We start from the raw sequence: 18993 nt of genomic DNA on the forward strand, positions 1-18993 counted from the left end.
GTTTCCTCCTATCCCATAACGGTTATTTCCTTGACAGTCAAATTTTCAAAATCCATGGCGATTAGCTGTTCGGCGGCCCCCGGGGTACACATGAACCAGGTGCTCATGCCCCAGGAATCCATCCTTGTGACGGTAAAAAAGTCGGTTTCAGCGGGAGTCGGATTTCTTGCGTCAAGATAGTGGTCGGAGTAGAGGTACACCAGATCCACCTCTCGCTCCGGCAGCCATTTAGCCCGATGGGCACGGGGCTTGCCATTTTTCAGCGTTTTCTCTCTGGGGTTCTCGAACCATTCCAGCTCCTTGATCTTCAGTCCGGTGAAGGTATCCATGAGCCGCTGGGCGATCTCCCGGTGGGTAAACACCCCGCAGTTCCAGGCGCCCATCAGCCATGTCTGTATAAAATTGCCCACCTTGCTGCCGGGAGCAGGTGGCCCGTAGACGCTCTCATTCGCCCACATAACTTCCATTTTCTCGCACGGATCCGGCCGGGGACAGGACTGCTTATTGCCATAGCGGTACATGATATTCACATAGCCGAAGTTCTTGCTGCTTCGGTCATGTCCGACGGCTTCTATATAAGCGGTGATTGACATTGTATTTCCACCTCCTTAGCCAGCACAAATCCACACAGCCCAAGGGAGGCGTCGATGACGAATGACCGGATTTTCTCCCGCTCCATCCGCTCCCGCAGTTCCTCAATGCTGCAACAGCCAGGAAATCCGTAAGGGATGGTCCCGTCCAGCAGGTCTTTGTACTGCTCAAAAAATCCTTCTGCACTAATTTCATCTATTCCAAAGAGGATGTTGTCCTGAATCACATTCTCAAACCAATGGGCCAGCAGGCCGGTGAAGTGAACGGATACTTTCTCTCCGGCCTCGGTCTGGGTATCCATGTACAGGGTATGGGCTTCAAAGTCAGCGCAGTAGCGCAGGACCCTGTTGTCGTGCAGGCCATCAAAAGAGCAAATCAGCGTATTCACAGGGATTCCTCCGCATCCAAGAGCCGCTCCTGCGCTTCTTTGGGCAGGTCATTCCACAAAATATCGTATGTGAACTCCCGGATCTCCGGATAACACTCCCGTGCGGTCTTTTCCGCCGTCTCCCGGTCCAAGTAGTGCATCTCCTGGTGGAAAAACCAGTTGAGCTTTTCCATGAGCCGGTAGAGACGGATCTGTTCTTCTTGAGTCATGGAACACCTCCTCGGATTGTCGAAGAATGGAATGGCTGTACTCATGCCAGCTCCGCGTCCAAAATCTGGACTTGTTTCCCTTTCTCGTCCACATAGTAAAGCGCAATGTAGTCGATGCCGTCCCGCTTGACCTGCTCCCAGGGCATCCGCTCACCGTTGATCAGTTCCACGGTATCTGCCTCGTCCGGCTCGAAGTCCTCTTTTTCGTCCTCATAGTCAATGCTGTAACCCAGCTCCAGCACCAGCTTGGAGGCAGGGACCTCATACCGCTTGAGGGGACGGTGTTCCAGTTTGGCTGGATCGTGTTCATCGCAGAACAGATTGTCATAGCCATGCCGCCCGCCATCGAAGATGACGAACTCCTCGCCGCTCTCCGGGTCACGGGCTGCCACCAGTCCGGGTGCCTCATCACTATCTGCAATATAGGGTTGGGGCTCTCCGTTCACCGTGAGCAAATCTCCGTAATACCAAACCTCCAGCAGTTCATTGCCAGTGGCGGAACACAATGTTACGGTGGGCAGTCGCTTCTCCGCCCATTCTTTCACATGGCCGGTGAGCCAGGTGGGATATTTTTCAGTCATCGTTTCGTCCTCCTTACAACACCCAAGACATGATACTGATCACAATCAGCACGATCCCCAGCAAAAAGAAATGCACCCGGCGGGAGCCACGGCCATAGCGGTGGGAGTCCGGCTTGCCGGCAGGGTCGCACATCCAGTTCCAATTCAGAATTGAGCCAGCCACAGACACAATACCCATGATCAAAGTCAACCACTCCCAATGTGCCTGCAAAAAAGCTGTGATCTGTTCGCTGTTCATTTAGGCTTCTTCCTCACCTTCGTCCTCGTCTATCACTTCATACCATGCTCCATCTTCACCAAGCATCTGTGTGGTACCATAGGGCAGGTTCAGAAACGGGATAATGTCCGGGTCGATACGGCAGATGTCCCGGATATCGTAGTAGCCGCAGTGCGACTTATAGTATTCATTGCCTTCGCCATACACTTCGTCCTCATCTCCAGAGTAGAGGGCCCAGCCACTCTCCCAGCCCATATCCTCGCGCTCGGGGAACAAGCGATCTATGAGCCGCACCTTACACCCATCCTGAGCGACCCGGTCGGAGGCGTAGCAGACGAGAGGGCCATCCCAGTCAGAAATGACGGCGGGTTTGCCTTTCGCCGCCTGCGCGACACGCTCCTCTGGGTCGTCTACAAATTCTGTCTTCAGAAACGCCTCGAACCGCTCATCCAGAAGCTGCTCTATACTCCAGCGGTTCTGCTCCGTATAGGACAGGAACAGGTAGGCCGCTTCTTCTTCCGCGATGCTGCTCCAGGTGCGGCCCTCCAGCCCGGCCAGGGCGATGTTCCGGCAGTCCCGGCGGTAGACATAGGGGTTGGAGCGGTTGTCCTGGGCATACCACTGGGCAAAGCCGGAGCCTCTCCGGTCAAAGAACTGGGTGGACAATTTCCCATTCAGCTCGTCCCGGATGAATGCCCGCAGGTCCAGTCCTTCTCCGGACCGGACCGCCTCCACCACCTCCCGATACCGGGAGAGGAACGGGTTGCTCATCTGGCCCCGTTTCATAGTCCAGCCCAAATAAAAGGCCATCAAATTGTAGGCCGCCAGCTCGTTCACCGGCAGATGGAGGTCTTGAATCTTTTTCAAATGGGTTTCGGCGTTGTCCATCTCTGCCGGATCATAGCCGATCTTCTCCCAGTCGGTGACCACATTCAGCCGGTGAGGATCGATCACTTCCAAACTTTCGTCCGGACAGAGGTCCAGCAGAGCGTCCGCACCGCGTTCCAGCTTATACTGGATCTCCTCGCGATAGAGGGGGATTACCTGATAGAAGTTGACTTCCTCGCCGTCTGGCAGGCAGCAGGCAAAGGCGTCCTGCCCAAACGGACCAGGCCAGAGCAAGATTGCGCCCCGCAAGTCCGTGTCCTTCGCAAAGGGGACGCCATCCTCGCCCTCCATCAGCGTGGTTCTGGATTCCAGCCCCACCTCCGGGTCCTCCATGGGGAAGCGGGCGGTGGCCAGCAGCATCCGAATAGGCCAACTCCACCGCTCCTCCCGGCAGTCCGCCTTTGTCAGCTTCCAGTCCCGGGGCAGGTTGATGAGCAGCTCCGCACGCTCCAGCTTTTCCTCCCGCCGCTCCTCCGGAAAATTCATCCGGCACCGGCTCAGGCCAATGGTGACCAGTGTGTAATAATCATGCTCCAAGCGAGGGGCGATGATGACAATATCCAGAGGATACTCTGGGTCAGAGTCATCATGGATCATCTCTGAATAGACGCCAAAATACTGGTCAATATGTAACCGCACAAAACCAAGGATGTCATCATCGGGGGTTTCCTTCCGGATGATCTCCGTCCGTTCTTGCAAATCAAGTTCCAAGGCTTTTTCCTCCTCCAGATATTTTTCGCAGTCCAGCACCAGCTTTTGAGCATCCGGATCATCCGGGGCTAAGGCCAGCCAGCGTTTGGCATATTCATAGGCGGTGGCGGCGGAGCTGTATGCCATCAGGCAGGAATATCCCATGCGGGCGTTCCAGTAGGGGTCGTTCTCACCCTGGGAGCGGATGGACTCCAGCAGCCGGATGGCGTGCCGGAGAAGTTCCCCGTCCACTTCGCCATCCTCGCCATGGGCGCTGTTGTCGCTCAACACGGCCAGATTGCTGTATGCCCGGCTCAGTTTGAGAGTCAGCAGATAGCCTCGCTCCTGTTCCGGAATGGCTTCAATGGCGTCAATACATCGGGAAAACTCGTCCACATCATTCCACCGTTCGATCTGCTCCAACAGTTTTGCTTCTTCTGCCTGATTCATAGTTTCACCGCCTTTTCCATGTCATTCCTTGCCTTTTTTGAAGTGTCCGCTGCCTCGCCAGGTGTTGACCACACAGGTGAAAATCTGCCCACAGTGCTTGCACCGGATCATGTGGAGCATGATCTCGTCCGCCCAGCCATCCTCCGTCTTTACCTTCTCCAGCGGACAGGTGGATTCCTCTGGCAGCAGTTCAAATTCATCCTTCGCTATCAGTTGCTGAATGTAAGCAATGCAAGCCAGATAGTCCTTTGGGGCGTCAAATTTTCTCCATGTTTGAATGTCTCGGCAGTACTCACACAAGATGGACGTCTCCTTCCTACAAACCGCTTGTGGTCAGCCCTGCATATCCGCCCGCAGAGGGCCCTTTTTCAATGTCCCTTCCACGGTGATCACATGGCCCCAGAACATATCATCATCCTCATACCAGGCGGTAAAACTGCCGCCCGGAGATACTGTGAACTCGGTAAGGAGGATGCGGCGGGCGAACTCCTCCTCGGTGATGGGGTCTTTCTTCGGGTTCCGGTCGGTCTGATCATTGTCCGCCAGCCACTCGTTGGCCAGAGTAGTAAGTTTCTGGGCAGCCAGTGTTCGCAGAGACTTATCCCACACCTCTTGATCTGCCAACAACTTTTTCATTACAGTTCGAGTACGAGTCCAGGACGCTTGCTTTTCAACATCCACATCCAACGAGAATCGAACATCTTTTTTCATCCACTGACATGTCCCGTTGAAATAACTCATTTCACGATCCAGCGTGAGCGTTCCCAGCACTTCGTCCTCCAGAACGACAGGCTTTGTGTACTCCGCCCAGAGCTCCTCCAATGCCGGGCAGGGCACACCCTCCTCCAACACCTCCGTGACATACCACCTCGGTTCGCTGAGTACAGTACCCTTCCAGTCCCGAGCCTTGATCCGGTAGACCTTTCCTTTGGCAAACTGCTTGGAATAGTCGCCGGCTTCCCGCTCCTTGTCCGTAAGCGGCCAGCTCAGATAACAACGGCCGGAGATCACCTGTCCGGTCCGGGCATCCGCCATGGCAAGGGCGTGGGTCTGGGCCTCCCAATAGCTGTCCATATAAGACCGGCTGGCGCTGATGCCACTTTGGATCAACACCAGCTTTTCCTCAGCTTCCGAGGAGTAGAGGGCAATAAAGTCCTTTGCTGTTCTCTTTTTCATGGCGTTCTCCTTACGCAAATACCTGCTGGTATTTCTCTTTCAGTTCCTTCGGCGCCGCCTTGATGACCTTACCGCCGTTCTCGGAGGCCGAGCCCCAGATGGCCCAGAGGATATCCCGCCAGAGATACTCCCGCGCTCGCTTGTCATGCGCTCCCTCTTCGGGCAGATAGTCCTCCAGATGTTCCCTGATCTCCAGCAGAGCGTCCAGGCTCTCCTCGTTGGCGATCAGGGTGCGGAACTCCTTGATGGGCCTCAGCTCCTGCATGGACTGTACGCCGTGGACCAGCACCGGCAGGGACTGGGCGGTAAAGCCGAACTTTTTGAACAAGACATGGAGGAACTTTTCCTGTAGGGAGGAGTGTTCGTCGTCGCAGCGATCCAGATAATCGCACACCAGCCGCCACCACTTCGGCCCTTCCAGCCCCAGGGCGAATACGGCGAAGGTGCCGGGCAGGGCGCAGAATTCACCCGCGAGGTTTTGATACCACTCATCCTCCTGCATGGCCAGCCGAGCATAATTCTCCATCCGGACATGGAGGCGGGGGTACCGTACCGCACAGGCAAAGAGCTGATGGACGCCCTTTTTTGGCAGACCGGGGATGAGCAGGTAGAGCTTCTCCGGCCCACGAAACTCGATTGAGTAGCTGCGGGGGAACTCCGGCTGCTCCAGCACCTCACACAGATAGCTCAGCGCCTCGTCGCAGCATCCCTCGGTGCTGTCCCTGGCGGTGATGCGGATGGTGGCAAAGGCATCGTTGGCCGAGGCGGTCAGGTGCTTTGTTTTTCGCTTTTGAAGGTCAGGGGGCAGCTTGCCGCTGCCATTGGTTTTCAGTTCCTTCACCATATTCGGACGAAGCTGGGAAACCAGATCGAGGTAGTGCTTGGTTATAACGGTATTATAGCTGGCTCCATATACCGTATAACAGACCGCTACATAGCAGGCAAAGCGCAACAGGCCGTCATCCACATCCTCAGAACACAGATCCGGGGAAACGGTGCAGGGCGGGTAGACGGAAAAACGGTCCTCTTTTTCTCCAGCCTCAAAATATCTCTCTTGCACCTGGTGTTTGATGTATTGTCCCAATGTGTAGCAAATCTCGTTCCAGCCCGCCAGCTGCCGCATGGCATCGCATACAGCAACAGCATCCTCATAGGGAAATCCCTTCAGCGGCAGCCGGGAGAGATAACGTTCCAACAGGTGGCTGGGGAGAAACGGTGTTCCGTTGTGGTTCCGCACCACTGTCGGGTAGGCGGAATGATTTTCGCGAGCAGTTCCCTCCAAAATGTCCTGGATGCACTGATCTGCGTGTTTCAGCACTTCGGGGTCCGTATCTGGTTTATGAATCAGATAATAACGGCCATTCACGCCGTCGCATTTCGGTAAACTCATAGCAGGCCACCTCTTTGTTCCATGTTCTCCGTTACCGGAATGAAGATCTGCCGGTACCGCTCTTTCAGTTCTTCCGGAGCTGTTTCCACCACTTTCTGACCACTCTTGGCGCTGGATTTGCCCCAGATCACATAGCAGACCGTCTCCCATGCGTATTGCAGCACTTCCTCCGGGCTGGCTTCTGTTTCCTGGGTGGGTTCCTCGTCCTCGTCGTCATCCTCGTCGGAGGAAAAACCGCTTGGGACGATCTCAGACAGATGAACTTTTGCCTCCAGCAGAGCGTCCAGGCTTTCTGCGTTTGCCATCCATGCGGCATAGTCCTTGGAATATTTCATGTTCTGCATGGACAGCACACCCCGGACAAAAATAGGGACTGTATCAGCGGTAAAGCCGAACTGTTTCACATACTCCCGGAGGAATTTTTCCTGTAAGCGGGAGTGCTCATCATCACAGAGGTCAAGATAATCCCATATCAACTGCCGCCACTTTTTTTCCAGCATTCCCAGGGCGAATACGGCAAAACTTCCAGGGAGAGCACACTGCTCATCGCTGAGATTGGTGTACCGCTCATATTGCCGCATAGCAAGGCGGGCGTACCGTTCCACCAGAGGATGAAGGGACGGATATTGAACGGCGCAGGCACAAAGCTGATTGATTCCCTTTTTGGGCAGTCCTGTGATGGGCAGATACCTCTTTTCCGGTCCTTTGAACTCCACCGCATAGCTGCGGGGAAAATCCTCCTGCGAAAGAAGCTCGCACAGGTAGTTCAGCACTTCGCCGTAACATTCCTCCGTGCTGTCCTTGGCCGTAATGCGAATGATGGCAAAGGCATCGTTGGCCGATGCCGTGAACTGCTCTGTTTTCCTCTTTTGAAGGTTGAGCGGAAGCCTGCCGGTCCCGTTTTCTTTCAGCTTTTTCACCATATCAGGCCGGACCTTCTCAACCAATCCTAAGAGATAATTGGTATCCAGATACTGAAAGTCCAAACCATATACCTTATAGCTCACCGCCACATAGCAGGCAAAGCGCAGCAGCGGTTCAGGGACCTCCTCTGCACGGATGTCTGGTTTCAGCGAATACTCCCGATTCCAGGGATGGTCATCTTCACGGCCTGTCACTACAAAATACTTCTCCTGTAGCTCCCGTTCCAACAGACCAAGTAAATGGTAGTCGATCTCACCCCATCGGCTCAGGCGGCGCAGGTTTTCGCTGAAGGCAATGGCCTTTTCCGCATCCAGGGTTTCGGCCCGCTGTACTTTGGCCCAGCCCATCATCAGATCGTGTACTTCAAAGGGTGCGCCTTCGCTGCTGACCACCACCGGAGGCCAGAGAGAATCGGGGCGGGTAATCCTGCCATCCATGGCATCCTGAATGCACTGGTCAAAGAGCGGTTGCAGCTCCTCTCGTACATCGGGCGTCATCCAGTAACAGCGCCCATCTTCACTGTTGCGCTTTGGTAAATTCATCTCAGGCCACCTCTTTCCAAACAATAAAAAATGCCCTGCGCCGTACTGTCATAACAACAGACTGACACAGGGCATGAAAAGGCCGCATGGGAAACACCACATCCACCAGCGGATGTGGTTTCTTCTTTGGATAAAATCAATTTTGCATATTTGAACAGAGCAGTTGATGGCTGCCCCAATTTTTCTTCTTCCATAGCAAGACCTCTGATTACACGTTCCAAATGGGTAAACTTTCACTATTTTATTATAGCACANCCCACGAAACTCGATTGAGTAGCTGCGGGGGAACTCCGGCTGCTCCAGCACCTCACACAGATAGCTCAGCGCCTCGTCGCAGCATCCCTCGGTGCTGTCCCTGGCGGTGATGCGGATGGTGGCAAAGGCATCGTTGGCCGAGGCGGTCAGGTGCTTTGTTTTTCGCTTTTGAAGGTCAGGGGGCAGCTTGCCGCTGCCATTGGTTTTCAGTTCCTTCACCATATTCGGACGAAGCTGGGAAACCAGATCGAGGTAGTGCTTGGTTATAACGGTATTATAGCTGGCTCCATATACCGTATAACAGACCGCTACATAGCAGGCAAAGCGCAACAGGCCGTCATCCACATCCTCAGAACACAGATCCGGGGAAACGGTGCAGGGCGGGTAGACGGAAAAACGGTCCTCTTTTTCTCCAGCCTCAAAATATCTCTCTTGCACCTGGTGTTTGATGTATTGTCCCAATGTGTAGCAAATCTCGTTCCAGCCCGCCAGCTGCCGCATGGCATCGCATACAGCAACAGCATCCTCATAGGGAAATCCCTTCAGCGGCAGCCGGGAGAGATAACGTTCCAACAGGTGGCTGGGGAGAAACGGTGTTCCGTTGTGGTTCCGCACCACTGTCGGGTAGGCGGAATGATTTTCGCGAGCAGTTCCCTCCAAAATGTCCTGGATGCACTGATCTGCGTGTTTCAGCACTTCGGGGTCCGTATCTGGTTTATGAATCAGATAATAACGGCCATTCACGCCGTCGCATTTCGGTAAACTCATAGCAGGCCACCTCTTTGTTCCATGTTCTCCGTTACCGGAATGAAGATCTGCCGGTACCGCTCTTTCAGTTCTTCCGGAGCTGTTTCCACCACTTTCTGACCACTCTTGGCGCTGGATTTGCCCCAGATCACATAGCAGACCGTCTCCCATGCGTATTGCAGCACTTCCTCCGGGCTGGCTTCTGTTTCCTGGGTGGGTTCCTCGTCCTCGTCGTCATCCTCGTCGGAGGAAAAACCGCTTGGGACGATCTCAGACAGATGAACTTTTGCCTCCAGCAGAGCGTCCAGGCTTTCTGCGTTTGCCATCCATGCGGCATAGTCCTTGGAATATTTCATGTTCTGCATGGACAGCACACCCCGGACAAAAATAGGGACTGTATCAGCGGTAAAGCCGAACTGTTTCACATACTCCCGGAGGAATTTTTCCTGTAAGCGGGAGTGCTCATCATCACAGAGGTCAAGATAATCCCATATCAACTGCCGCCACTTTTTTTCCAGCATTCCCAGGGCGAATACGGCAAAACTTCCAGGGAGAGCACACTGCTCATCGCTGAGATTGGTGTACCGCTCATATTGCCGCATAGCAAGGCGGGCGTACCGTTCCACCAGAGGATGAAGGGACGGATATTGAACGGCGCAGGCACAAAGCTGATTGATTCCCTTTTTGGGCAGTCCTGTGATGGGCAGATACCTCTTTTCCGGTCCTTTGAACTCCACCGCATAGCTGCGGGGAAAATCCTCCTGCGAAAGAAGCTCGCACAGGTAGTTCAGCACTTCGCCGTAACATTCCTCCGTGCTGTCCTTGGCCGTAATGCGAATGATGGCAAAGGCATCGTTGGCCGATGCCGTGAACTGCTCTGTTTTCCTCTTTTGAAGGTTGAGCGGAAGCCTGCCGGTCCCGTTTTCTTTCAGCTTTTTCACCATATCAGGCCGGACCTTCTCAACCAATCCTAAGAGATAATTGGTATCCAGATACTGAAAGTCCAAACCATATACCTTATAGCTCACCGCCACATAGCAGGCAAAGCGCAGCAGCGGTTCAGGGACCTCCTCTGCACGGATGTCTGGTTTCAGCGAATACTCCCGATTCCAGGGATGGTCATCTTCACGGCCTGTCACTACAAAATACTTCTCCTGTAGCTCCCGTTCCAACAGACCAAGTAAATGGTAGTCGATCTCACCCCATCGGCTCAGGCGGCGCAGGTTTTCGCTGAAGGCAATGGCCTTTTCCGCATCCAGGGTTTCGGCCCGCTGTACTTTGGCCCAGCCCATCATCAGATCGTGTACTTCAAAGGGTGCGCCTTCGCTGCTGACCACCACCGGAGGCCAGAGAGAATCGGGGCGGGTAATCCTGCCATCCATGGCATCCTGAATGCACTGGTCAAAGAGCGGTTGCAGCTCCTCTCGTACATCGGGCGTCATCCAGTAACAGCGCCCATCTTCACTGTTGCGCTTTGGTAAATTCATCTCAGGCCACCTCTTTCCAAACAATAAAAAATGCCCTGCGCCGTACTGTCATAACAACAGACTGACACAGGGCATGAAAAGGCCGCATGGGAAACACCACATCCACCAGCGGATGTGGTTTCTTCTTTGGATAAAATCAATTTTGCATATTTGAACAGAGCAGTTGATGGCTGCCCCAATTTTTCTTCTTCCATAGCAAGACCTCTGATTACACGTTCCAAATGGGTAAACTTTCACTATTTTATTATAGCACACTAGCCATGTTCTTTGGAAGATGGATTTGCTTATCAGCCAGATTTGTGATATGGATTTTTCCTTTTCGTGTTCCTGTCCCAGCATACTCCAGCAGTTCTCTGGCGTTGCTTGCCGGATGCCATACATAAGCGATCAGGTAATTACTGCACTCCACCATATATTGGTTTGCGCGGATGATGGCAGCTCGATTGGGGACGGTTTGCAGATTTGGCGGATAAAACAGGGTGTCAAATCCCTCCGGCAGCTTCACCGCTTTGCGGACTGGATAATATGGAGTCATCAGTATCAGCGTAATTCTGGGGCGCCGCCTCTTGGATTGCGCCAGCACCCGAATCACCAGGCGGTCAAAGCTTCTACCACATTTCTTTTATATTTCGTCTTTTAATATACAACAAACAAAAAAGCGGAGATTCTACTGTAGAATCTCCGCCTCGATAATTATATTGACTTTTCCGGGGGAGGGGAAGTGAATTGGATGTCAGGCCCTCTCTGTGTTTTCGTATGGATAAAACAATGACTCACACATTTAACCTGTGTGAGTCATTGTTTTGGTGGAGATAAGCGGGATCGAACCGCTGACCTCTTGAATGCCATTCAAGCGCTCTCCCAGCTGAGCTATACCCCCATATTGCCAGAATCTCCCGATTCTGCTGGATTTCCAGGCTGTTCAATTTTTTGACTTTGCTCTCCATCGCAGAGGCACACATCTGGTTGCTTACTCTCCCAGCTGAACTAATGCCCCATACTATTTTCAGACAACTGTCGTAAACAGCTTTTTTATATTAACATACTTTTATTCCCAATGCAAGAGGTTTTGACAAAAAATATTTTGGACTCGCTGGAACTATTCGAATTTTTGACAAGCCATTGGGATAGTTTTCAAATAAACGGAGTGAAAAACAGTAGGGCATAGATTCCTGTTGGAATCTCAAGAAAATGGAATGATTTTTCCGACCGGATAAAGGTTTTCCTATAAAAAGACCGAAGCAGGCAGCAAATCGATAAAAGCGCTCGATGTGGTTACCTGCAACCGAAAATAGCTGCTTTTTCCGGGCCAGGCGCAGAAACTAGCGGTTTGAAAATCGAAGAAGAATCTGATAAAATTGTCCCAATATCATTTTATTTTTATGAAAAAGAGGAGTAGAAAACCATGGTAGGTGCCGACTTTGGCATTGTAATAGGAATTGTTATCTGTGTGTTATTTTCTGGTTATTTTTCCGCATCGGAGACAGCATTCACTACATTGAACCGAATTCGTATGAAAACGGCGGCAGAGTCAGGGGATTCCCGTGCTGCGCTTACGCTTGCTGTTTCAGAGGATTATGATAAAATGTTGTCCACAATTTTGATCGGCAACAATATTGTAAATATTGCAAGCGCGTCCCTGTCGACGATTCTATTTACACGAATGTTAGGGGAAGCTGGCGTATCTCTGTCCACCGCGGTTATGACAGTGGTAGTTTTGATTTTTGGTGAGATCTCACCGAAAAGTTTGGCAAAAGAACACCCAGAGGCGTTTGCACGCTTTAGTGCACCCTTTTTGAAGCTTTTGATGACCATCCTGACGCCGATTAATTTCATTTTTTCCCAGTGGAAAAAGTTGCTCAGTATGGTATTTAAGAAGAAATCGGACAATCGAATGACGCAGGAGGAACTCAAAACCATCGTCGATGAGGCACAGAACGAGGGTGGTATTGACGAAGAAAAGGGAGAACTGATCCGCTCGGCGATTGAGTTCGATGATTTGACAGCCGACGATATTTTGACCCCTCGTGTTGATATTGTTGGCATTGATGAAGAATGCCCATTCCAGGAGATTTCGGATGTTTTCCTGAACAATACGTATTCCCGACTGCCGGTTTATTCGGATTCCATTGACAACATCATCGGTATGGTCCATGAAAAGGATTATTTCAGTGCGCAAAAGAATGGCGTTACGGATATCAAACAGGTGATGAAAAAGGTTCTTTATATCAGCCGGACTGTCAAGATCTCGGATTTGTTGCGTACTCTACAAAAATCAAAGTCGCATATGGCCATTGTAGTCGACGAGTTCGGCGGTACAGAAGGGCTCGTTACCATGGAGGACATCATCGAGGAGTTGGTGGGTGATATTTGGGATGAGCATGACGTCGTAATCGATTATTTTAAACAGGTTGATGACCGTACGTATTTGGTCAATTGCAGTGCGGATTTGCACGATTTATTCGAGGAGTTCGACTTGGGCGATTCGGACGACTATGAGTCGTCCTCTGTCGGTGGCTGGGCAATGGAGCTGCTTGGAAAAATCCCAGCGGTAGGAGATACATTCGACTTTGAAGGGTGGCATATTACGGTCACCAAGGCGACAACCCATCATGCGACACAATTGACGATGGTTTCACCAGAAGAAACGACCGAGGATGAATAAAGTTTGGGACAATTAGCGCTTTTATCTTGGAGAATTTGTGCTATACTGAGAAAAAGCGTTCGGTTTGCAAACCTGCGTTCGGATTCGCTTGGGCAAGGGGTGAGTGTATGCAAGCGATGAGCCTTTCTGTCATTCTTCCGGTGAGGAATGTTGAACAGGAGATTTCTGGGATTTTGCGCTCTGTAGTCCGTCAGACGAATGGAATAGAAACGGAGTTTATTTTGGTGGATATGGGTTCGGACGATGGAACGCCTTTGGAATGTGTGCAGCTCATTAAAAATGAACGGCTACATGGCTTTGTAGTTCAAAATGGTGACAGTGACGTAGCGGCCGCTCTCAATACCGGTATTCAGAAGGCCAGCGGGACCTATGTTTCCTTTGTTTTTGCGCGAAGATTATATGCCGATTTTCTGAAGGGCTTTTTTGAAACCGCAGAACGCACAGGAGCGGATTTTGTATTCGGAAGCTCCTGTGAAGAGGATGCACGTTTGGCGGAGCGCCGTTCACTCAGCAAGGCTGTTCAGCAGCAGTCCGGTGTAGCATATATGAAGGAGGTCATCCGTGGAACGCTACAGATCGACCTCTCAGCGGTTCTCTTACGTCGAGATTTTCTGCGAGAGCAGGGGTTGCGTTTCACAGAGGGCTGCCGGTATGGATATGCACAGGAATTTTTGTTCCTTTGCCTCTTGCATGCGCAAAATATTGTGCAGTCTCCGACGCTTTTAAAACGAAATTCGGTATTTGAGCTGAAACGTGGAAAAATGAAACCCATCGGCAAAGATATTTTTCAGGCTGTGGAGGCGCTTCAGCGGGTCGAATTCTTGTTGCAGACCAGCTTTAAACAAGAACCTGAATTGGAAGTTCTGTTTACACAGGAGCTGCTTCCTCGTGCTGTGATGAACGGCGTGGATATAATGCTGCACGAAGGCAACGGGTATAATGCGGTGCGCGGTATATTGCGGGTTTTAGGGTACGATAAACTGCTTAGAGTTGGGCGGCGTACAGAAAAGAATCTCAAGCGCCGGATTCGTACATGGAACTTGGTTCCCTGGATGTATAAGACGAAATGAAATAGGGCTGTGTAGATAAACGTTTTCTACACAGCCTTTTCTTGACAACGAATACTATGCAATATATAATATAATTTGATAGGAGGTATCGGTTTGGACATACAATTGAAAAAGGGATTGTTGGAGGTCTGTGTTCTGGCGGTCATCGATCGTGAGGACTCCTACGGTTATCAGATTATGAAGGATCTCTCTGCTTGTGTGGAAATGTCAGAATCGACCTTGTACCCTATTTTGCGCCGTTTGGAGGCAGGGGGCTATCTGACAACCTATTCCGTTGCACACAATGGACGTCTTCGCAAATACTATCGCACAACGGCACAGGGAAAGAGAAGGCTATATGATTTTTGGGATGAATGGAAGGAATTGGAGCGAATTCATGCCTTTGTTCAAAAGGCCGTATACGGAAGTGAAAATCTGAATCATCATGCGGGAGATCAAACGGACAAGGAGGAAACCATGCTGTGAAAAAGGAGATCTATTTCCAAAAACTGTACCAGCTTTTACGAGCGCTTCCGGATTGTGATCGGAATACAATCGTAGCATTTTATCAAGAAATCGTAGAAGATAAAATGGAGAGTGGGTTGTCAGAAGAAGAGGCTGTTGCCAGTCTAGGGGATGTCAATCAACTGGCACAGAAAATCTTGCTTGAAAATCCACAGCGGCGTCCTAGTTTAAAACCGATTTGGATTGCATTAGGAGTAGTCGTTGCGATTCTGGTGGTATTGGGCGTGTGGACGGCGCTCGGAATAGTGACCTATCAAGAATTACAGACGAATTCCGTAGCAGAGCAGGTTTTACCCTCAACAGGACATTCAGAATCTTTTTCTTCAATGTCTGAAGAGATACTGCAGGGAGATGAAAGAGAGACTTCATCGAAGAAGGATACCGTTGGAAAGCATATGGAAGAATACCGTGCGTCGGTACAGGAAGTGGATGCGATGAAAATTGAAGCCGAAAACAAATCCATCGCCTTTGAAGCTGCTGATACAGAAGAGATCGTGATTTTTTATGAGACGGATGGCACACAACTTTATACCGTGGGACAAAAGGGAAGTACAATCCATTTGGAAAATAAGGACCAGAGAGAGCAGGAGCGGAAAAAGGGTACCTATCGTATTTTGGTGCAGCTTCCTACATCCTACTTGGGAGGGCTTGATGTAAAAATCGACAATGGGAAAATTGAGGCAAAGGATTTACAACAACTTACGTCATTTTCCTGTGAAACGCAAAACGCAACCATTGACTTCGATCATCTAGGCGTGGAGAACCTATGTACAAAAACGAGAAACGGGAAATTAATCCTTCGTGCGATACAGGCCGATCAACAGATTGAGCTTAGCACAAGCAACGGAGCCATCCACTTGGAAGACTGTACTTCCGAGGGGATGGACCTTGAATCAAAGAATGGACACATTGCGCTGCACGCTGTTCAAGCAACGCAGGCGATCCAGGCGGAAACCACCAATGGTGCGATTTCTTTGGAAGGACTGCAGTCGCCGGATATTCAGCTAAAAACCGTAAATGGGGAAGTTGCCGGAACGATCTATGGAAACCAGGAGGATTACCAAATTATCACGGAGCAGAGACTTGGGAAAAAGAACCTGGAGAATAAATCCACAGGGACCAAAAAGTTACAAGTAACCACCGATCTGGGCCGTATTCAGATCACTTTTGATACCAATAACGCATAAAAAGAGCAGAAGCCAGTTTTTTCTCAAACCGGCTTCTGCTTTATTTTGTCTTTATTCTTCTACTGGTTTTGCAGCAAGGAACAACTTATCGTTGGGGTCATTTTCAAAGAAATCATACATGGTCCAATTGTAGAAAAAGCGTTCCGCTGGGTAAACACCATAGCCATCCTGGTTATGGTCGGTTGTATCGTATGGATCTGCCACAATGATGACATCGTCCGCGAGCGTTTCTGTCCCCATTGTGTCATAGCCGATGATTACTTGCCAGTGTCCACCCCAATCGTTCCACGCGATCATTACCGGAACGCCGTCCTTGAGGTAGTCTTGGATCATGGTCAAATCGATCTGTTCCAAGTCTTCGAAATCGTAGGTGGTTGTATATGTAAATCCACCAACACCATCAAAAATATCCATCGCCTGCCGCAATGTAGTAGCACTGGGCGTGTTATCCCGACGTAGTTCGGCCAGCGATGCTTCATTCCAATCGCCAAGTTTTCCGTAGTAGTTCAGGACCATCATTGCACTGGTAACGCCACAGCTCCATTCCGACGTTTGTTGGATCGTTTGGAATTTTGGAAGAATGGTTAAGGTGTCCGTGGAGGTCATGTTATAATAGTCATTGCTTGTAAAATAGGGGGAATTCTTTACATCCGCCTGCCGTTCCACGGAATCCGCTCCATCGTCAGGCGAAAGGTCGGCAGCATAAGCCATTTTCATTTCATCTGTAAAGTTCCCGGTGGAAGTCTCCGCTTCCATGCTGCTCTGAGAGCTGGTCTGGTTGGCATCCTTCGAGGATGGGTCTGTCCCCACAGGCGCGCCTGCCGTACTGCATCCTGTTAGTAAATTCATAGCCAACAGCAGGGAAAGCGCCAGAGTTACAGTTTTTTTCATTTCTCGATCTCCATTTCTACATTCAATTTTATGCCGTTTTTTGGCATAATGGGTTTAGTATAACGAGAGTAGGGGCCTGCGTCAAGAGCATTTTTGTTTATTTTTGACTTTTATAATTTTTCGGAATAAAAACATATTTTTTGTAAAAACAAGAGAGACCTTGCGAGAGTATGTACAATATGGTATAATGACACGAAAACCATACAACATGGGGAGGGCTAACCTTTTGGCAGAATTTTCCCAAAAACAATATATAGAGGATGTTGCACAGATTATGGCAATCCGTGCGCGTGGTCCCCAGCCAATGGCATTTGTACACACTTATGGTTGCCAGCAAAATGTGGCGGACGGCGAAAAAATCAAAGGCCAGTTGGAACAGATGGGATTTGATTTTACGGACGACGTCAATGAAGCGGATTTTATTCTGTTCAATACTTGTGCGATTCGTGAACACGCCGAAGATCGTGTATTTGGAAATGTGGGCGCTTTGAAAAATATCAAACGCCGGCATCCGTCTGTTTTAATTGCCCTATGTGGATGCATGATGGAGCAGGAGCATGTGGCAGAGCGCATTCGAAAGAGCTTTCCTTATGTGAATTTGGTATTTGGCACCCATGTGATTCATCGTTTCCCGGAACTGATGTTCCGGATGTTGACAGATGGGCGCCGTATCTTTGAGCGTGGCGACGACAGTGAAGATCAGCAGATTGTGGAAGGGTTGCCCATCCACCGCGACGGGAATATCCGCGCTTGGTGCACAGTGATGTATGGCTGTGACAATTTCTGTTCCTATTGCATTGTTCCATATGTGCGGGGAAGAGAGCGGAGCCGGTCTCCCCAGGCGATCTTGGAAGAGTTCACCGGGCTGGTTCGGTCCGGCTATAAGGACATTACACTGTTGGGGCAGAATGTAAATTCCTACGGCAAGCATCGGGAGGAAGGGGTTAACTTCTCTGCGTTGTTGCGTATGCTCGATGCTGTGGAGGGGGACTATCGCATTCGTTTTATGACATCCCATCCCAAGGATGCAACGCACGAGCTGATCGATACCATTGCCCAAGGGACGCACATCAGCCATCATTTGCATCTTCCGTTCCAGTCTGGCAACAACCGTGTTCTGCGGGAGATGAACCGCGGATATACGCGGGAAAAATATTTGGATCTGATTGCCTATGCAAAGAAACAGATCCCAGATCTATCGCTAACCTCCGATATTATTGTCGGGTTCCCCGGGGAAACCTATGCAGAGTTCCAAGACACGGTGGATCTGATTCGGCAGGTGGAGTTTACCTCTCTTTATACGTTCATCTATTCTCCTCGCGTCGGGACACGCGCTGCAAAAATGGACGATCCTATTCCTGCTGAGGAAAAAACCAGATGGTTTCAAGAACTCTGCGCGGAACAGGAACGGATTGCGGCAAGCCGTTGCGCGGCCACGGTGGGAACTATACAGCGGGTTTTGGTAGAAGAACAAAATGAAAAGACAGGGCTGTTGACCGGCAGGACGGACGGCAATGTTGTAGTGGACTTTCCCGGGACCCCGTCGCTGATCGGGTCGTTTGCCGATGTTCGGGTAACTGCTGCACGCAATTGGATTTTGCGAGGGGAACTTGTATAGAGGGTTCGATCGGTTTTGAAACCGTTTTAGATAGAAATGAATGATTGATATTTAGAAACAGGAGAGATTTAACATGGATATGATTGAGCTAGCAAGAGAAATCGGCCGTCAGTTGCAGAAGGATGAGCGTTATTTGAATATGCGCGCGGTGAGCGCCCAGTGCGATAAAGATGAAGAGTTGCAGGAACTGATTGGGGAGTTTAACCTCAAGCGTATTGCGATCAGCAATGAGACACAGAGCGACACGCGCGATGATGAGAAATTACGGCGCTTGAATGGCGAGATGCGCCATATTTATGCGCGCATTATGCAAAATGAGAATATGACCGCTTACAATCGCGCCAAGGAGGAGATGGATCATCTTTTGCAGCGTATCAGTGCGATTATTAGCCAGAGTGCGGATGGAGAAGATCCAAACACAGCGGATTATGTGGAGTCCTGCGGTGGGAATTGTTCTGCTTGCGGTGGATGCCACTGATCCTGCCGGCGACAGAAGGACTTGAATTGAACCAAGAGACAAAGC

21 protein-coding genes and 1 tRNA gene are annotated in these 18993 nt (G+C 50.6%); 6 read left to right on the plus strand and 16 right to left on the minus strand.

The window, feature by feature from the left end:
• Positions 1-8 precede the first annotated feature (8 nt).
• From B9Y59_RS05570 to B9Y59_RS05645, 15 genes are all read right to left on the minus strand, one after another.
• Positions 9-593 (minus strand): hypothetical protein, encoded by a 585-nt coding sequence (locus B9Y59_RS05570; RefSeq protein WP_085532277.1) that lies wholly within the window; start codon positions 591-593, stop codon positions 9-11.
• Entirely contained in the window at positions 572-979 is a 408-nt protein-coding gene (locus B9Y59_RS05575) for a hypothetical protein (RefSeq protein WP_085532279.1), read from the minus strand. Before B9Y59_RS05575 ends, B9Y59_RS05570 begins: the two co-directional genes overlap by 22 nt.
• Complete coding sequence (locus tag B9Y59_RS05580; RefSeq protein WP_085532281.1) at positions 976-1188, minus strand: hypothetical protein; 213 nt, start codon at positions 1186-1188, stop codon at positions 976-978. The genes B9Y59_RS05575 and B9Y59_RS05580 overlap by 4 nt, the downstream gene beginning before the upstream one ends.
• A 41-nt stretch (positions 1189-1229) precedes the next feature.
• Positions 1230-1769 (minus strand): hypothetical protein, encoded by a 540-nt coding sequence (locus B9Y59_RS05585; protein WP_054323088.1) that lies wholly within the window; start codon positions 1767-1769, stop codon positions 1230-1232.
• A gap of 13 nt (positions 1770-1782) precedes the next feature.
• Positions 1783-2007, minus strand: coding sequence for an Imm17 family immunity protein (locus tag B9Y59_RS05590; protein ID WP_054323087.1), 225 nt, complete (start codon positions 2005-2007; stop codon positions 1783-1785).
• Positions 2008-4014 carry an immunity protein Imm33 domain-containing protein gene (locus B9Y59_RS05595; RefSeq protein ID WP_085532283.1) on the minus strand — a complete coding sequence of 669 codons (2007 nt, stop codon included), beginning with the start codon at positions 4012-4014 and terminating at the stop codon, positions 2008-2010. It lies immediately after the preceding gene.
• 21 nt (positions 4015-4035) lie between these two features.
• A complete protein-coding gene (locus B9Y59_RS05600) occupies positions 4036-4314 on the minus strand; it encodes a hypothetical protein (protein ID WP_054323085.1) in 279 nt (92 codons plus the stop codon).
• A 33-nt stretch (positions 4315-4347) separates the two neighbouring features.
• Complete coding sequence (locus B9Y59_RS05605) at positions 4348-5190, minus strand: DUF2262 domain-containing protein (protein WP_054323084.1); 843 nt, start codon at positions 5188-5190, stop codon at positions 4348-4350.
• Positions 5191-5200: 10 nt separating this feature from the next.
• Positions 5201-6580 carry a DUF6138 family protein gene (locus B9Y59_RS05610; RefSeq protein WP_085532285.1) on the minus strand — a complete coding sequence of 460 codons (1380 nt, stop codon included), beginning with the start codon at positions 6578-6580 and terminating at the stop codon, positions 5201-5203.
• Positions 6577-8046 (minus strand): DUF6138 family protein, encoded by a 1470-nt coding sequence (locus B9Y59_RS05615; protein ID WP_442856149.1) that lies wholly within the window; start codon positions 8044-8046, stop codon positions 6577-6579. The genes B9Y59_RS05610 and B9Y59_RS05615 overlap by 4 nt, the downstream gene beginning before the upstream one ends.
• Before the next feature lie 48 nt (positions 8047-8094).
• Positions 8095-9069: a DUF6138 family protein gene (locus B9Y59_RS05625; RefSeq protein WP_242967261.1), complete on the minus strand. Its 975-nt coding sequence runs from the start codon at positions 9067-9069 to the stop codon at positions 8095-8097.
• Positions 9066-10535 (minus strand): DUF6138 family protein, encoded by a 1470-nt coding sequence (locus B9Y59_RS05630; RefSeq protein WP_442856149.1) that lies wholly within the window; start codon positions 10533-10535, stop codon positions 9066-9068. The genes B9Y59_RS05625 and B9Y59_RS05630 overlap by 4 nt, the downstream gene beginning before the upstream one ends.
• A complete protein-coding gene (locus B9Y59_RS05635) occupies positions 10532-10729 on the minus strand; it encodes a hypothetical protein (protein WP_054323081.1) in 198 nt (65 codons plus the stop codon). Before B9Y59_RS05635 ends, B9Y59_RS05630 begins: the two co-directional genes overlap by 4 nt.
• A gap of 50 nt (positions 10730-10779) precedes the next feature.
• Entirely contained in the window at positions 10780-11070 is a 291-nt protein-coding gene (locus tag B9Y59_RS05640; protein WP_242967262.1) for a hypothetical protein, read from the minus strand.
• A 269-nt stretch (positions 11071-11339) separates the two neighbouring features.
• Positions 11340-11415 (minus strand) — tRNA-Ala (locus B9Y59_RS05645).
• 525 nt (positions 11416-11940) lie between these two features.
• Here B9Y59_RS05645 and B9Y59_RS05650 point away from each other — a divergent pair.
• From B9Y59_RS05650 to B9Y59_RS05665, 4 genes are all read left to right on the plus strand, one after another.
• Entirely contained in the window at positions 11941-13200 is a 1260-nt protein-coding gene (locus tag B9Y59_RS05650; protein WP_085532287.1) for an HlyC/CorC family transporter, read from the plus strand.
• A 107-nt stretch (positions 13201-13307) separates the two neighbouring features.
• On the plus strand, positions 13308-14270 hold the full coding sequence (locus tag B9Y59_RS05655) for a glycosyltransferase family 2 protein (protein WP_085532289.1): 963 nt from the start codon (positions 13308-13310) through the stop codon (positions 14268-14270).
• 93 nt (positions 14271-14363) lie between these two features.
• Positions 14364-14735, plus strand: coding sequence for a PadR family transcriptional regulator (locus B9Y59_RS05660; RefSeq protein ID WP_085532291.1), 372 nt, complete (start codon positions 14364-14366; stop codon positions 14733-14735).
• The gene (locus B9Y59_RS05665; protein ID WP_085532294.1) at positions 14732-15961 is read left to right on the plus strand and encodes a DUF4097 family beta strand repeat-containing protein; all 1230 of its coding nucleotides are present in this window, start codon (positions 14732-14734) and stop codon (positions 15959-15961) included. Before B9Y59_RS05660 ends, B9Y59_RS05665 begins: the two co-directional genes overlap by 4 nt.
• 51 nt (positions 15962-16012) lie before the next feature.
• On the opposite strand, the gene B9Y59_RS05670 is transcribed toward B9Y59_RS05665, so the two are convergent.
• Entirely contained in the window at positions 16013-16852 is an 840-nt protein-coding gene (locus tag B9Y59_RS05670; protein ID WP_054323078.1) for a C39 family peptidase, read from the minus strand.
• A 226-nt stretch (positions 16853-17078) separates the two neighbouring features.
• Between B9Y59_RS05670 and miaB the strand changes: the two genes are divergently transcribed.
• Positions 17079-18470, plus strand: coding sequence for a tRNA (N6-isopentenyl adenosine(37)-C2)-methylthiotransferase MiaB (gene miaB, locus B9Y59_RS05675; protein WP_242967263.1), 1392 nt, complete (start codon positions 17079-17081; stop codon positions 18468-18470).
• Between the two features lie 73 nt (positions 18471-18543).
• On the plus strand, positions 18544-18948 hold the full coding sequence (locus tag B9Y59_RS05680; protein WP_054323077.1) for a YlbF/YmcA family competence regulator: 405 nt from the start codon (positions 18544-18546) through the stop codon (positions 18946-18948).
• Positions 18949-18993: the final 45 nt, after the last annotated feature.

It is taken from the genome of Anaeromassilibacillus sp. Marseille-P3371 (genome assembly GCF_900169665.1).
GTDB lineage: Bacteria > Bacillota > Clostridia > Oscillospirales > Acutalibacteraceae > Anaeromassilibacillus.

Coding starts and splice junctions, on each gene's coding strand:
- B9Y59_RS05570 (WP_085532277.1), bottom strand. CDS start 593: ATGTCAATCACCGCTTATATAGAAGCCGTCGGACATGACCGAAGCAGC.
- B9Y59_RS05580 (WP_085532281.1), bottom strand. CDS start 1,188: ATGACTCAAGAAGAACAGATCCGTCTCTACCGGCTCATGGAAAAGCTC.
- B9Y59_RS05585 (WP_054323088.1), bottom strand. CDS start 1,769: ATGACTGAAAAATATCCCACCTGGCTCACCGGCCATGTGAAAGAATGG.
- B9Y59_RS05590 (WP_054323087.1), bottom strand. CDS start 2,007: ATGAACAGCGAACAGATCACAGCTTTTTTGCAGGCACATTGGGAGTGG.
- B9Y59_RS05595 (WP_085532283.1), bottom strand. CDS start 4,014: ATGAATCAGGCAGAAGAAGCAAAACTGTTGGAGCAGATCGAACGGTGG.
- B9Y59_RS05605 (WP_054323084.1), bottom strand. CDS start 5,190: ATGAAAAAGAGAACAGCAAAGGACTTTATTGCCCTCTACTCCTCGGAA.
- B9Y59_RS05610 (WP_085532285.1), bottom strand. CDS start 6,580: ATGAGTTTACCGAAATGCGACGGCGTGAATGGCCGTTATTATCTGATT.
- B9Y59_RS05615 (WP_442856149.1), bottom strand. CDS start 8,046: ATGAATTTACCAAAGCGCAACAGTGAAGATGGGCGCTGTTACTGGATG.
- B9Y59_RS05630 (WP_442856149.1), bottom strand. CDS start 10,535: ATGAATTTACCAAAGCGCAACAGTGAAGATGGGCGCTGTTACTGGATG.
- B9Y59_RS05635 (WP_054323081.1), bottom strand. CDS start 10,729: ATGGAAGAAGAAAAATTGGGGCAGCCATCAACTGCTCTGTTCAAATAT.
- B9Y59_RS05640 (WP_242967262.1), bottom strand. CDS start 11,070: ATGACTCCATATTATCCAGTCCGCAAAGCGGTGAAGCTGCCGGAGGGA.
- B9Y59_RS05650 (WP_085532287.1), top strand. CDS start 11,941: ATGGTAGGTGCCGACTTTGGCATTGTAATAGGAATTGTTATCTGTGTG.
- B9Y59_RS05655 (WP_085532289.1), top strand. CDS start 13,308: ATGCAAGCGATGAGCCTTTCTGTCATTCTTCCGGTGAGGAATGTTGAA.
- B9Y59_RS05670 (WP_054323078.1), bottom strand. CDS start 16,852: ATGAAAAAAACTGTAACTCTGGCGCTTTCCCTGCTGTTGGCTATGAAT.
- B9Y59_RS05680 (WP_054323077.1), top strand. CDS start 18,544: ATGGATATGATTGAGCTAGCAAGAGAAATCGGCCGTCAGTTGCAGAAG.